The organism is Amycolatopsis sp. NPDC049252 (genome assembly GCF_043197175.1).
Taxonomy (GTDB): Bacteria; Actinomycetota; Actinomycetes; order Mycobacteriales; family Pseudonocardiaceae; genus Amycolatopsis.
This window is the reverse complement of sequence record NZ_JBICSQ010000026.1, coordinates 61,209-77,274: the sequence shown is the minus strand read 5'-3', so window position 1 is coordinate 77,274 and position 16,066 is coordinate 61,209. Positions and strand designations below refer to the sequence as shown.

The following is a 16,066-nucleotide window of genomic DNA, read 5'->3' as shown; positions in this document are numbered from 1 at the left end:
TCAGATGCCGAGTTGGTTGTCGATGAAGTCGAAGATCTCGTCGTCGCTGGCCGAACCGAGCCGCGAGACCGATTCGTCCACTTCGGACGCCGCCGGCGCGCACCGGCCGAGCAGCGCCTGCAGCCGGGCGGTGAGCCCGGCCCGGTCGCCGTCGTCCAGTCCGGACAGGGCGTCCCCGAGCGCCGTCTCCAGACGGCCCAGCTCGGCGAACACCGGTGCCGGGCCCGCCGGGTCGGCGGCCCCCAGTTCCCCGGCCAGGTGCGCGGCGAGGACGTCCGGGCTCGGGTGGTCGAACAGCAGCGTCGCGGGCAGGCGCAGGCCGGTCGCGGTGCCGATCCGGTTGCGCAGTTCCAGCGCGGTCAGCGAGTCGAACCCCTGCTCGAGGAACCCGCGGCCGGGGACGATCGCCTCCGGCCCGCTGTGCCCGAGCACGGCCGCGGCCTGCGAGCGCACCAGATCCAGCAGGAGCGCCACCCGGTCCGTACCGTCCACTTCGGACAGTGCGGCGAGCACCGCGGCCGCCGGGTCCGCCTCGGCCGCCGCGCGACGCGCCGGTGTCCGGACCAGGCCACGCAGGACCGCGGGTACCCCGTGCGTCGCCGCCCGCGCCTGGACCAGCCCGGTGTCGAGCCGCATCGGCACGAACGCCGGTTCCCCCGACGCCAACGCGGCGTCGAACAGCGCCAGGCCTTCGTCCTCGGTCAACGCGGCCACACCACCGCGGGACATGCGCTTGACGTCGGCGTCGGCGCCCATGCCACCGCCCTCGGTCGCCCACAGGCCCCAGGCCAGCGACGTCGCCGGCCGGCCCTGGGCCCGCCGGTGGACGGCCAGCGCGTCGAGGAAAGCGTTTGCCGCCGCGTAGTTCGCCTGGCCGGCGTTGCCCATCGTGCCCGCCGCCGAGGAGAACAGGACGAACGCGTCGACGTCCCCGGTCAGCTCGTGCAGGTTCAGCGCGGCGTCGACCTTCGGCCGCAGCACGACGTCGAGGCGGTCGGGGTCGAGCCCGGCGAACGTGCAGTCGTCGAGGACACCGGCGGTGTGCACGACCGCGGACACCGGATGGTCGGCCAGCAGCACGACCACGGCGTCGCGGTCGGCGACGTCGCAGGCCGCGAACGTCACCTCGGCGCCCAGCTCCCGCAGCTCGTCACCGAGCCCGGTGTCGACGCCGCGGCGGCTGACCAGCAGCAGGTTCCGCACGCCGTACGCGGTGACGAGGTGCCGGGCGAACAGCCCACCCAGCGCGCCGGTGGCCCCGGTGACCAGCACCGTTCCCGCCGGATCGAGGGACGCGAGCCCTTCGACGGCGGGCTCGGCGCGGCCGAGCCGCGGCGCGCTCGCCACCCCTCGGCGGAGCATCAGCTGCGGCTCGCCGGTGGCCAGCGCGGCGGGCAGGGCGCGCAGCGACGCGTCCTGGTCGTCGGCGTCCACCAGCACCAGGCGGTCCGGGTACTCCGACTGCGCGGACCGCAGCAGGCCCCAGACCGCCGCGTTCGCGAGATCCTCGACGTCCGGGCCGGCCGCGTGCCGGGTCCGGAACACGACCTTCGTGTCCAGCAACCGGTCATCGGCCAAGGCGGCCTGGGTCTGGGCCAGCGCGCGGAACACGGCCAGCCGTACCGCGCCGGCGTCGGCCGGGCCCGCTTCGCACGGCAGCACCAGGAAGTCCGGGGCCGCCGTGTCGTCGTCGGTGAAGGAGAGGAAGTCCTCGTAGCTGCGGACTTCCACCCCGGCCGCAGCCAGGGCGTCCGCCAGAGCCGGGTCCTCGCCGGCGATCGCCCAGGTGCCGGGCTGCTGCGCGGCCAGCGGGACGCCGGACCAGCCGAGCTGGAACAGCGAACCCGAGCGGGCCGGGGCGAGCCGCCCGGCCGGGCGGAGCACCAGGGCGTCGACCGTGGCGACCGGGGCGCCGGTGGCGTCCGCGATGTCCAGCCGGACCGCGTCCTGGCCCGCGCCGCTCAGCCGCACGCGCAGCCGGGAGGCCCCGGTGGCGTGCAGGCCGACGCCGGTGAAGGAGAACGGCAGCCGGCCGGTGCCGGTGTCCTCGACCAGCGTGCCGAGCCCGACCGCGTGGAGCGCGGCGTCGAGCAGCGCCGGGTGCAGCCCGAACCCGGTGGCCTCCTCGGTCAGCTCGACTTCGGCGAACACCACGCCGTCGCGCCGCCAGGCGGCCCGCAGGCCCTGGAACGCCGGGCCGTACCCGAATCCGGCGCCGGCCAGTGCCTCGTACCAGCCGTCGAGGGGCACCTCCTCGGCCTCCGGCGGCCAGGACGTGAGGTCCGTGGCGGCCGGTCCCGGCTCGGGCGTGAGCGTCCCGGCCGCGTGCCGCGTCCAGGGGTCCCCGGTGTTCTCCGGTCGCGAGTGGACGGTCACCGGGCGGCGCCCGGAGGCGTCCGGCGCGCCGACGCCGACCTGCACCGCGACCCCGCCCTGCTCGGGCAGGACCAGCGGCGTCTCCAGCGTCAGCTCCTCGATCCGCGGGCAGCCGGCCTGGTCCCCGGCCCGCAGCGCGAGCTCGACGAAGGCGGTGCCCGGCAAGAGGATCACGCCCTGGACGGCGTGGTCGGCGAGCCACGGGTGGGTCCGCACCGACAGCACGCCGGTCGCGACGAGCCCCTCGCCCCCGGCCAGCGCAACGGTCGCGCCGAGCAGCGGGTGGCCGCCCGGGGCGAGACCGAACGCACTCGCGTCCCCCGGCCGCGGCGCCCCCGCCGACGGCCAGAAGCTCTGGCGCTGGAAGGCGTACGTCGGCAGCGGGACGGGCCGGGTCGTCGCCGGGCCGAACGGCCGGGTGACGTGGCCGCGCACCTGGAGAGCGCCCAGCGCGGTGACCGCGGCGAGCGGCTCGGGCCGCCCCGAGCGCAGCGCGCTCACGAAGGCGCCGGTGGCGCTTTCCTGGGCCAGCGCCGTCAGGACGGCGTCCGGTCCCAGCTCGAGGAACGTCGTGACGCCGCCGGCTTCCAGCGCCCGCACCCCATCGGTGAACCGGACGGCCGCCCGGACGTGGGTGACCCAGTACTCCGCGTTGAACTCTGTCACCAGCTCGCCGGTGACGTTCGAGACTATCGGTATAACCGACTTACCGTAAGACAGAGACTCCGCTATACCGCGGAACTCCGCCAGCATCGGGTCCATCAGCGGCGAGTGGAAGGCGTGGCTCACCACCAGGCGCTTGGACTTGCGGTCCGCGAAGTGCTCGGCCACCGCCAGCACCGCGTCCTCGTCGCCCGAGATGACGGTCGACGTCGGCCCATTGAGCGCCGCGATGGTCACACGGTCAGACAGGTATACCGAGACCTCGTCTTCGGTCGCCTGCAAAGCCACCATCGCACCGCCGGACGGCAGCGCCTGCATCAGACGTCCCCGCGCCGACACCAGCTTCACCGCGTCCGCCAGCGACAGCACGCCGGCCACGTGGGCCGCCGCGATCTCACCGACCGAGTGGCCGAGCAGATAACCCGGCCGCAGCCCCCAGTGCTCGAACAGCCGGTACAGCGCGACTTCCAGCGCAAACAGCGCCGGCTGCGTGTACTCGGTGCGGTCGAGCGCTTCCGCGTCCTCGAAGAGGACCGTCCGCAGTGGACCGTCGAACTCCGCGCACACGGCGTCCAGCGCGGCCGCGAACACCGGGTAGGTCTCGTGCAGCTCGCGGCCCATCCCGGCCCGCTGGCTGCCCTGCCCGGTGAAGAGCACGGCCGGCCCGCCGGTCGTCACCTCACCGTCCACAACGGACGGTGCGTGCTCACCGCGGGCCAGCACTCCCAGCCCGGCGCGGAAGCCGTCCCGGTCGTCGGCGACGACGGCGGCGCGGTGGTCGAACGACGCCCGCGTGTCCGCCAGGGCCCGGCCGATCTCGGCCAGGCCGAGCTCCGGGTGGGCGTCGACGTGGGCGCGCAGCCGCTGAGCCTGGTCGCGCAGAGCCTGCGGCTCACGGGCCGAGAGCACCCACGGCTGCGGCCCGGTGGTGTCCGCGACCGGCGGCTCCGCCGCGGCCGGGACCTGCTCGATGATCGTGTGGGCGTTGGTGCCGCTGAACCCGAACGACGACACCGCCGCGCGGCGCGGGCGTCCGGTCTCCGGCCACGCCCGCTGCTCGGTGAGCAGCTCGACCGCGCCGGCCGACCAGTCGATGTGCGGCGACGGCTCGTCGACGTGCAGCGTCTTCGGCAGCACACCGTGGCGGATGGCCTGGACCATCTTGATCACGCCGCCCACGCCGGCCGCCGACTGGCTGTGCCCGATGTTGGACTTCAGCGAACCCAGCCACAGCGGCTCACCGGCGCGCTCGGCGCCGTAGGTCGCGAGCAGGGCCTGCGCCTCGATCGGGTCGCCGAGCACCGTACCGGTGCCGTGGCCCTCGACGGCGTCCACATCGGACGGTGCGAGCCGCGCGTTGGCGAGCGCCTGGCGGATGACCCGTTGCTGCGAGGGCCCGTTCGGCGCGGTCAGGCCGTTGGACGCGCCGTCGGAGTTGACCGCGGTGCCGCGGACGACCGCGAGCACCGGGTGGCCGTTGCGCCAGGCGTCGGAAAGCCTTTCCAGCAGTAGCATTCCGGCGCCTTCGGACCAGCCGGTGCCGTCCGCCGCGGCGGCGAACGCCTTGCAGCGGCCATCCTCGGCCAGGCCCTGCTGGCGGCTGAAGTCGATGAACGCGGCCGGGGTCGACATCACCGCGACCCCGCCGGCCAAGGCCAGCTCACACTCGCCCTGCCGCAGGGCCTGCGCCGCGAGGTGCAGCGCCACCAACGACGACGAGCACGCCGTGTCCACGGTGACCGCCGGGCCTTCGAGCCCGAGGGTGTAGGCGACCCGGCCGGACGCGACACTGCCGGACGTCCCGGTGCCCAGGTACCCCTCGGCGCCCTCGGGAACGGTGTGCAGCAACGCGGAATAGTCGTTGTACATCACGCCGGCGAACACGCCGGTGCGGCTGCCGCGGGCGGCGTGCGGGTTGATGCCGGCCCGCTCGAACGCCTCCCAGGACGTCTCGAGCAGCAGCCGCTGCTGCGGATCCATGGTCAGCGCCTCGCGCGGGCTGATCCCGAAGAACCCCGGGTCGAACTGGTCGGCGTCGTGCAGGAACCCGCCGTGGCGGGTGTAGCTCGTGCCGGCCCGGCCGCGGTCCTCGGCGTAGAGCGAGGCGAGGTCCCAGCCGCGGTTGGCGGGGAACTCCGAGACGGCGTCACCGCCGGTCTCGACCAGGCGCCACAGCTCCTCCGGCGACCGGACACCGCCGGGGTACCGGCAGGCCATCGCGACGATCGCGATCGGTTCGTCCACAGGGGACGCCGCGGCCACGACCTCGTGCTGCGCTTGCGTGCCGAGCAGTTCGGCGGCGAGGAAGCCGGCCAGGACCTCCGGGGTCGGGTAGTCGAAGACGAGCGTCGCGGGCAACCGCAACCCGGTGGCCGCGTTGAGGCGGTTGCGCAGCTCGATCGCGGTCAGCGAGTCGAAGCCGAGCTCGGTGAACGCGGTGCGCGCGCCGATCGCGTCCGGCGTCGTGTGGCCGAGCACGCCGGCGACCTCCGCGCGGACGACGTCGAGCACCAGCGCGTCGCGGTCCTCGGCCGTGGCCAGCCGCGCCGCGAGGGAACCGGGCTCGGCGGTCGCGGCGACGCGACGGGCGGGGGCCCGCACGAGGCCGCGCAGCAGCGGCTGCACCGTCCCGCTCGCGGCGGCCTGCGCCCGTAGGACGTCGACCACCAGCCGGACGGGCACCAGCTGGGACTGTTCGGCCCCCAGACCGGCGTCGAACAGGCGCAGACCGTCCTCGGTGGACAGTGCGGCGACCCCGGACGACTCCGTCCGGCGCAGGTCACCTTCGTCGAGGGTGCCGCCCATGCCGCCGGTCTCGGCCCACAGGCCCCAGGCCAGCGACGTCGCGGGTTCGCCCAGCTCACGGCGGTGCGCCGCGAGGGCGTCGAGGTAGCTGTTGGCCGCGGCGTAGGCCGCCTGTCCCGCGCCGCCGAACACCCCGGCGGCCGAGGAGAACAGCACGAACGCGTCGAGGTCTTCGGTCAGCTCGTGCAGGTTGAGCGCCGCGTCCGCCTTCGGGCGCAGCACCGCAGCGAGCCGCTCGGGGGTCAGCGAACCGAGCACGCCGTCGTCGAGCACACCGGCGGTGTGCACGACGGCGGTCACCGGGTGCTCGGCGAGCAATGCTTCAAGGGCCTCACGGTCGGCGACGTCGCAGGCCGCGAACGTCACCTCGGCGCCCAGCTCCCGTAGCTCGGTACCCAGCCCGGTGTCGGCGCCGCGGCGGCTCACCAGCAGCAGGTTCCGCACGCCGTGCGCGGTGACCAGGTGCCGGGCGCACAGCGAACCGAGCGCGCCGGTGCCACCGGTGACGAGGACGGTCCCGTCGGGCCGGAACGTCACCGGCGTGCCCGTGGTCTCCACGGCCAAGCGCGGCGCGAGCACCTTGCCGTCGCGGATCGCCGTCTGCGGCTCACCGCTGCCGGCGGCCGCGAGGATCTGTGCGACGTCGGCGTCACCGGCGTCGACCAGGGCGAACCGGCCCGGGTTCTCGGTCTGGGCGGTGCGGATCAGGCCGATCGAGGCGGCCGCGCGGAGATCGGTGATCCGGTCGTCCGGCCCGGCGGCGACCGCGCCGCGGGTGACCACGACCAGCGCGGACTCCGCGAACCGCTCGTCGGCCAGCCATTCCTGGGCCAGCTTGAGGGTCTTGTCCACTTCGGACACCTCGACCACGACGGCCGGGGTCACCTCGGTCAGCTCGGCAAGGTCGGTCACCACGGCGTAGGCGGCCCGATCCGGCTCGCCTCCGGCGGCAACCGCCGTCCAGTCCACTTTGTACAGCGGCAGCGAGTCCCCGGCGAGCTGCGCGGCCTGAACCGGCCGCAGGACCAGCGAGTCCACGCTGAACACCGGCTGCCCGGCAGGGTCGGTCGCCTCGATCGAGACGGCGTCGGTGCCCGCCGCGGCCAGCCGTACCCGCAGCGCGGACGCACCGGTGGCGTGCAGCGAGACCCCGGACCAGGAGAACGGCAGCCGGGCCCCATCGGCGTTGAGCACACCAAGACCGATGCCGTGCAAAGCAGCGTCGAGCAGAGCCGGGTGCGCCCCGAACCGCGACGACTCGACGTCGGCGTCGAGCACGATCTCGGCGAACACCTCACCACCACGGCGCCAGGCGGCCCGCAGGCCCTGGAACACCGGGCCATAACCGAGACCGGTGGCGTAGAGCGCGTCGTAAAGCCCGGTGACGTCGACCGGCTCGGCTCCAGCAGGCGGCCACTCCGCGGTGTTGGCCGATCCGGCCGCCGTGTTGGCCGGTCCGGTCACCGAGTTGGCCGCTCCGGTCGCCGTGCTGACCGCTTCGGTCGCCGTGCTGACCGCTTCGGTCGCCGTGCTGACCGGCCCGGTCACCGTGTTGGCTGTTCCGGTCGCCGTGTTGGCCGGCCCGGTCATCGAGTTGGTCGCTCCGGTCGCCGTGCCGGCCGGCCCGGTTGCAGTGTTGGCCGGTCCGGATGCCATGTTGGCCGGGCCGGTCACCGTGCTGGGCGGCCCGGTCATCGAGTTGGCCACTCCGGTCACTGTGTTGGCCGGTCCGGAGTCGGATCCGGCCGACCGGCGGCCCAGAACCGCCACCTCGCTCGCCGGAGCGAGCGACTCGGCGGTCAGGGTGCCGCTCGCGTTGCGGACCCACGGCTCGCCGCCGATGCGCGAGTGCACCGCCAGCGACCGGCGGTCGCCGACCGCGGCGCCGAGGGTCAGCTGCACCGTGACCTCACCGTCGGCGGGCAGGACGATCGGCTGCTGCAGGGTCAGCTCGTCGATCCGGGCGCAGCCCAGGTCCGCGCCGGCGCGCAGGGCCAGCTCGACCAGCGCGGTGCCGGGCAGCACGATCGCCCCGTGCACCTGGTGCTCGGCCAGCCACGGCTGGGCGGCCACGGACAGCCGTCCGGTGAACAGCACACTGTCCACTTCGGCCAGTTCGACGGCCGCGCCGAGCAGCGGGTGCCCGGTGGCGACCAAGCCGGCGGCCGCGACATCGGCGGCGCTGACCGGGGCGTGCAGCCAGAACCAGCTGCGCTCGAAGGCGTAGGTGGGCAGGTCCACACGGCGGGCGCCGTCGAACAGCGCGGCCCAGTCCACCGGGGCGCCGGTCGCGTGGGCCACGCCGAGCGCGCCCACCGCGGTGTGCGCCTCAGGACGTCCCCTGCGCAGAGCCGGAACGAACGTCGCGTCAGGAACGATCTCCTGACCCAGCGCCGACAACACCCCGTCCGGACCCAGCTCGACGAACGTCGTGACGCCCCGGGCCGCCGCCGCGCGGACGCCGTCGAGGAACCGCACGGCCTCACGCACGTGCCGCACCCAGTAGTCCGCGTCGAACTCGGTGATCAGCTCACCAGTCACGTTCGAGACAATCGGTATAACCGTCTTACCGTAAGACAGAGACTCAGCTATACCGCGGAACTCGGCCAGCATCGGGTCCATGAGAGGCGAGTGGAACGCGTGGCTCACGACCAGCCGCTTCGACTTGCGATCCGCGAACTGTGCCGCCACGGCCAGCACCGCGTCCTCGTCCCCCGAGATGACCGTCGACGACGGGCCGTTCAACGCGGCAATGGTCACACGGTCAGACAGATATACCGAAACCTCGGCCTCGGTCGCCTGCAAAGCCACCATCGCGCCACCCGACGGCAGCGCCTGCATCAGACGTCCCCGCGCCGACACCAGCTTCACCGCATCAGCCAGCGACAGCACACCCGCGACGTGCGCCGCGGCCAGCTCGCCGATCGAGTGGCCGACCAGCACGTCCGGCCGCAGGCCCCACGACTCGTACAGCCGGAACAGCGCCACCTCCAGCGCGAACAGCGCCGCCTGCGTGTACTGGGTCTGGTCGACGTCGCCGTCGAGATCCAGGACGGCGGCGATCTCGTCGAACGCGGCCGCGAACACCGGGTAGGCCACGTACAGCTCCCGGCCCATCCCGGCCCGCTGGCTGCCCTGCCCGGTGAGCAGGAACCCCAGCCCACCACCGGCCACCGCGCCGTACTCGCCGCGCGCGACGGCTTCCAGCCCGGTGCGCAGCTCGACGACGTCCGCGCCGGTCACGACCGCGCGGAGCGCGAAGCGGACCCGCCCGGTCGCCAGCGAGAACCCGACGTCGGCGGGGTTCTCCCCCGACAGGAAGTCCAGAAGCGACGCGGCCTGCCCGCGCAGCGCCTCCGGCGTCTTGGCCGAAAGCACCCACGGCACCACCGGCATCAACGCCGGAGCGGCAGCCGAGACGGGCTCCGGGTACTGCTCGATGATCGTGTGCGCGTTGGTCCCGCTGACCCCGAACGACGACACCGCCGCCCGCCGCGGCCGGCCCGTCTCGGGCCACGGCCGCTGCTCGGTGAGCAGCTCCACCGCGCCGGACGCCCAGTCGACGTGCGGGGTCGGCTCGTCGACGTGCAGCGTGCGCGGCAGGATGCCGTGGCGCATCGCCATGACGACCTTGATGATCCCGCCGACACCGGCCGCCGCCTGCGTGTGCCCGACGTTCGACTTGAACGACCCGAGCCACAGCGGCTCGCCGGCGCGCTCGGCGCCGTAGGTCGCCAGCAGCGCCTGCGCCTCGATCGGGTCGCCCAGCGTGGTGCCCGTGCCGTGCGCCTCGACGACGTCCACATCGGACGGTGCGAGCCGCGCTTCGGCCAGCGCCTGCCGGATCACGGTCTGCTGCGCGGGCCCGCTCGGCGCGGTGAGGCCGTTGGACGCGCCGTCGGAATTCAGCGCCGAGCCGCGGACCACGGCGAGCACCGGGTGCCCGTTGCGGCGCGCGTCGGAAAGCTTCTCCAGCAGCAGCATGCCCGCGCCCTCGGACCAGCCGGTGCCGTCCGCCGCGGCGGCGAACGACTTGCACCGGCCGTCGAACGAGAGGCCGCGCTGCTTGCTGAACTCGACGAACGCCCCCGGCGTCGACATCACGGTGACGCCGCCGGCCAGCGCCAGCTCGCACTCGCCCGAGCGCAGCGCCTTGGCCGCCCAGTGCAGCGCGACCAGCGAAGACGAGCAAGCAGTGTCCACAGTGACCGCCGGGCCCTCGAGCCCGAAGGTGTAGGCGACGCGGCCGGACGCGATGCTGCTCGACCCGCCGGTGCCGAGGTAACCCTCGACGCCGGGCGGGATCGTGTGCAGCCGCGAGGCGTAGTCGTGGTACATCACGCCGGCGAACACGCCGGTCCGCGTGCCGCGCACGGACTCCGCCGGGATCCCGGCACGCTCGAACGCCTCCCACGACGTCTCGAGCAGCAGCCGCTGCTGCGGGTCCATGGCCAGTGCCTCACGTGGGCTGATCCCGAAGAACGCCGGGTCGAACTCGCCCGCGTTGTGCAGGAAACCGCCTTCCCGGACGTAGGACGTGCCGGCAGAGTCCGGGTCGACGTCGTGCAGCGCGTCGAGGTTCCAGCCGCGGTCGGCGGGGAACGGGGAGATGCCGTCGCCGCCGTCGAGCACCAGCCGCCACAGGTCTTCCGGGCTGGCGATGCCGCCGGGGTAGCGGCAGCTCATGGCGACGATCGCGATCGGCTCGTCGCTGCCGGACGTCGTCACCGCGACACGGGCGCGGCTCGGGCCGCCGGACAGTTCGGTGCCGAGGTAGCCGGCGACCTTGGCCGGGTTCGGGTGGTCGAACACGAGGGTGGCGGGCAGCCGCAGGCCGGTCGCGGCGGCGATCCGGTTGCGCAGGTCGACGGCGGTGAGCGAGTCGAACCCGAGGTCCTTGAACGCCCGGCCCGGCTCGATCTCGCCCGCGTCGGCGTGCCCGAGGGCCAGCGCGACCTGCGTCCGGACCAGGTCCAGCAGCGCGGTTCCCCGGTCGGCCGGGGACAGCTCGGCGATCCGCGCGCCCAGCGTCGAGGCGGCCGCGGCGGTGTCCACCACGCGGCGGACGGGCACGCCGGCCAGCCCGCGCATGATCGGCGCGAGCGCACCGGTGGCCGCCTCGGCCCGCAGTGCGGCCGGATCGATCCGCATCGGTACGAATAAGGCGTCCAAGTTGGACACAGTGGACAGAGCGATATCAAAGAGTTCGGTGCCCTGCGCGGCGGAAAGCGCTAGCACGCCGGCGCGGCTCATCCGGGCGCGGTCGGCGTCGTCCAGCGACGCGGCCATGCTGCCGCCCGCCGCCCACAGGCCCCAGGCCAGCGACGTCGCGGCGAGGCCTTGGGCGCGCCGGTGCGCGGCGAGGGCGTCGAGGAAGGTGTTGGCGGCCGCGTAGTTGGCCTGCCCGGCGCTGCCGGTGATGCCGGACGCGGACGAGAACAGGACGAACGCGCGCAGGTCGGCGTCCGCGGTCAGCTCGTGCAGGTTCAACGCGGCGGCGGCTTTCGGGCGGGCCGTGGTCGCGAGCCGCTCCGGGGTGAGCGCGGAGATGACGCCGTCGTCGAGCACGCCGGCGGTGTGCACGACCGCGGTCAGGGGGTGCGCGGCCGAGATGCCGGCCAGTACCGCGGCGAGGGCGTCGCGGTCCGCGACGTCGCAGGCGGCGAAGGTGACGCGGTCCCCCAGTTCGGCGGCCAGCTCGGCCGCGCCGTCGGCGTCGGCGCCGCGGCGGCTGACCAGCAGCAGGTGCCGGACGCCGTGACGCTCGGCGAGGTGCCGGGCGAACAGCTTGCCCAGCGCGCCGGTGCCTCCGGTGATCAGGACCGTACCTTCGGAGTCCCATTCGGACGCCGGGTTGTCGTCGCGGGTGACCCGGGCCAGGCGCGGGGCGAGCACGCCGCCGTCGCGGACGGCGGTCTGCGGCTCACCGGTGGCGGCCGCCGCGACCAGGTCGCCGATCCCCGCGGCCGCGTCCAGGTCGACCAGGAAGAACCGGCCGGGGTTCTCCGACTGCGCGGACCGCACCAGGCCCCAGACCGGCGCCGCGGCCAGATCGGTCACGCCCGCCTCGCCGACCGGCACCGCGCCCCGCGTGGCGACGACCAGCGCGGACTCGTCGAACCGTGCGTCGGTCAGAAACTCCTGGAGCACGGCCAGTGCCCGCTCCGCGGCGCCGTCCCCGGCGAACCCGGCGACGACCACCTCGGGAACGTCGTCACCGAGCTCGACGGCGCCACCGAGACCCAGCTCGTCCGGGCCGGCGAGGACGTACTCGTGCCGCGCCGGAGTGGCCGGGACGGCGGTCCAGTCGACGCGGAACAGGCTGTCGTGACCGCGGGTCCGCGCGGCCGTGATCTGCTCGGCCGACACCGGCCGCAGCACCAGGGACCCGATCGAAGCGACCGGGCGCCCCTCGACGTCGGCCAGGGTGAGCGCGATGGCGTCGGTCCCGGCCCGGCTCAGCCGGACCCGCAGCGCGGACGCACCGGTGGCGTGCAACCGGACCCCAGTCCACGCGAAGGGCAGGCTGCCGCCACCGGTCTCGGTGAGGAAACGTCCCAGCCCGACGGCGTGCAGGGCGCTGTCCAGCAACGCCGGGTGCAGCCCGAACGGCGCGGCGTCCGCCCCGGCGGGCAGCGCGACCTCGGCGAACACGTCGTCGCCGCGCCGCCAAGCCGTCTTCAAGCCGCGGAAGACCGGCCCGTAGCCGAACCCGCGCTCGGCGGTCCGGTCGTAGAAACCGGTCAGGTCGACCGGCTCCGCGTCGGTCGGCGGCCACTCGGTGAGTCCGTCCTGAGTGGACACTTCAGCGGTAGCCAGGATGCCGGAGGCGTGGAGCGTCCAGGGCTCGTCGTCGAGTCGCGAGTGGACGGTCAGACTGCGGCGCCCGTCGTGGTCCGGCGCGCCGAGCGCGAGCTGGACGGCGACGCCGCCGGTCTCGGGCAGCACCAGCGGGGCCTGCAGGGTCAGCTCTTCGAGGTGGTCACAGCCGGCCTGGTCCCCGGCGCGGACGGCCAGCTCGACGAACGCGGTACCGGGCAGCACGGCCGAACCGGACACCCGGTGCTCGGCCAGCCACGGGTGTGAACGCAGGGAAAGCCGGCCGGTGAACAGGAAACCGTCACCGTCGGCCAGCCCGACGGCGGCACCGAGCAGCGGGTGCTCGACGGCGTTCAGCCCGGCGGAGGTGAGGTCGCCGGGGCCGGAGGTGGCGAGTTCGGGCCAGTAGACGGACCGCTGGAAGGGGTAGGTTGGCAGCTCGACGCGCCGGCCGTCGGGGAGCAGCGCGGCCCAGTCGGGTACCGGCCCGCGCACGTGGACCTCGGCGAGCGCGGTGAGCAGGGTCCGCTCCTCCGGCCGGCCCGCCCGCAGCACGGCGCTGAACCGGACATCGGCGAGGCCGCTGGCGCCGGTGACGGCGGCGTCGGCGTCGGCAGTAGTGCCCGCTGCCGAACTGTCAGCGGCAGTGGCGGTCACGCCGGTCGCGGTCGCGCCAGTCGCGGTCGCGGTCTCGCCGGTCGCGGTCGGGCCGGTCGCGGGCGCACCGGTCGCGGTCGCGGTGGCGCCGGTCGCGGTCGCGCCGGTCGCGGTCGCGCCGGTCGCGGTGGCGGTGGCAGCAGCAGCAGCCTTGTCGTCGGCGACACCAGCGGCCCGGCCAGCAGCAGCGTCGTCGGCTGCGGCGACGCAGTCGGCGCCCATGGCCGACAGCACGGCGTCCGGCCCCAGCTCGAGGAAGGTGTCGACCTCGTTCGCGCGCAGGGTGCGGATGCCGTCGGCGAAGCGCACGGCCTCGCGCACATGCCGCACCCAGTAGTCCGCGTCGAACTCGGTGATCAGCTCACCAGTGACGTTCGAGACTATCGGTATAACCGTCTTACCGTAAGACAGAGACTCAGCTATACCACGGAACTCGGCCAGCATCGGGTCCATCAGCGGCGAGTGGAACGCGTGGCTCACAACCAGCCGCTTAGTCTTGCGGCCCAGGTCAGCGAAGTGCGCCGCCACGGCCAGCACTTCGGCCTCGTCGCCGGAGATGACCGTCGCGGCCGGCCCGTTCACCGCAGCGATGGTCACACGGTCAGACAGATATACCGAAACCTCCGCCTCGGTCGCCTGCAAAGCCACCATCGCCCCACCGGACGGCAACGCCTGCATCAGGCGACCACGCGCGACGACCAGCTCAGCGGCATCGGCCAGGGAAAGCACCCCGGCCACGTGCGCGGCCGCCAGCTCCCCGACCGAGTGCCCGAGCAGGAACCGCGGCTGCAGCCCGAGGTGGGTGACGAGACGGAAGAGCGCGACCTCGATGGCGAACAGCGCGGGCTGCGTGTACGCGGTCCGGCCGAGCAGCTCGACGTCGTCCAAGGCGGTCGCCAGTGGACGGTCGAGGTGGACGTCCAGCGCGGCGCAGACCTCGTCGAACGCGGCCGCGTACACCGGCTGGGTCCGGTACAGCTCCGCACCCGCGCCGACGCGCTGGCTGCCTTGGCCGGTGAACAGGAAGGCCAGCTTGCCGTCGGAGACCGTGCCGCGAACCTGCCCGGGCCGCTCGGTGTCCGAGGCGAGCGCGGCCAGCGCGCCGGCGAACCCGGCGCGGTCCGCCTCGACGAGCACCGCCCGGTGCTCGTGCGCGGTCCGGGTGGCGGCCAGCGAGTGGCCGAGGTCGTCGAGGCGGAGGTCGGTCTCAAGCCGCCCACGCAGCGACCCGGCGAGGTCGCGCAGAGCCGCGGCGCTGCGAGCGGAGAGCACCCACGGACGCAGCCGGCGCTCTTCCGCCGGCCGGGCAGCGGCCGGTTCGGACAAAGGCGCCTGCTCCAGCACGACGTGCGCGTTCGTCCCGCTCATCCCGAACGACGAGACCGCCGCGCGGCGCGGCGCGCCGGTCTCCGGCCACGGCCGTGCCTCGGTGAGCAGCTCGACCTCACCGGCCGTCCAGTCCACTTTGGACGACGGTGCGTCGACGTGCAGCGTCTTCGGCAGCAGGCCGTGCTGCATCGCCTGCACCATCTTGATCACGCCGGCGATGCCCGACGCGGACTGCGTGTGCCCGATGTTCGCCTTGAGCGAGCCGAGCCACAGCGGCCGTCCCGCGGGCCGGTTCCGACCGTAGGTGGCCAGCAGCGCCTGCGCCTCGATGGGGTCGCCCAGCGCGGTGCCGGTGCCGTGCGCCTCGACGGCGTCCACATCGGACAGCGCGAGCCCGGCGGACGTCACGGCCTGCCGGATCACCCGCTGCTGCGCGGGGCCGTTGGGGGCGGTCAGGCCGTTGGACGCGCCGTCGGAGTTGACGGCCGAGCCGCGGACGACCGCGAGCACCGGGTGCCCGTTGCGCTGGGCGTCGGAGAGGCGTTCCAGCAGCAGGACACCGACGCCTTCACCCCAGTTGGTGCCGTCGGCGGCTTCGGCGAACGCCTTGCAGCGGCCGTCGACGGCCAAGCCACGCTGGCGCGAAAACTCGACGAACGCACCCGGCGTCGACATCACCGCGACACCGCTCGCCATCGCCAGGCCGCACTCGCCGTTGCGCAGGGCCTGCACGGCCAGGTGCAGCGAAACGAGACCGGACGAGCAGGCGGTGTCCACCGTGACCGCCGGCCCCTCGAGCCCGAGGGTGTAGGCGATCCGGCCGGAGACGACGCTGGCCGCGTTGCCGGTGCCGAGGTGCCCCTCCATGCCGTCGCGGGCGAGCAGCAGCAGCGTGGCGTAGTCCTGCATGTTGGTGCCCGCGAACACACCGGTCTTGCTGCCGCGCAACGACTTCGGGTCGATCCCGGCCCGCTCGAGGACCTCCCACGACGTCTCCAGCAGCAGCCGCTGCTGCGGGTCCATCGCCAGCGCCTCACGCGGGCTGATCCCGAAGAAGGCCGGGTCGAACTCGGTGGCGCGGTCCAGGAAACCGCCTTCGCGGACGTAGCTCGTGCCCTGGTGGTCGGGGTCCTCGTCGTAGATCGCGTCGAGGTCCCAGCCGCGGTCGGCGGGGAACGGCGTGATCGCGTCGATCTCGTCGACGGCGAGCTGCCACAACGCCTCGGGCGTGTCGGCGCCGCCGGCGTACCGGCAGCTCATCGCCACGACCGCGATCGGCTCGGTGTCGGACGACTCGGCGGCGGCCAGGCGCTGCCGGGTCTCGTGCAGATCCGCGGTGACCTTCTTGAGGTAGGTCACCAGTTTTTCTTCGGTCGCCATGTCAGGCCTGCCCCTCATTCCCCAGTGGACGGTTCGT

Annotated in this window: 1 protein-coding gene; it reads right to left on the bottom strand. The window is 74.1% G+C overall.

What is annotated here, in order from left to right:
- A complete protein-coding gene (locus ACGFMK_RS25610; RefSeq protein ID WP_392767958.1) occupies positions 1–16,029 on the bottom strand; it encodes an SDR family NAD(P)-dependent oxidoreductase in 16,029 nt (5,342 codons plus the stop codon).
- Positions 16,030–16,066 lie beyond the last annotated feature (37 nt).

Bases quoted from the DNA above. Each gene is read 5' to 3' on its own strand.
- ACGFMK_RS25610 (WP_392767958.1), bottom strand. From the start codon at position 16,029: ATGGCGACCGAAGAAAAACTGGTGACCTACCTCAAGAAGGTCACCGCG.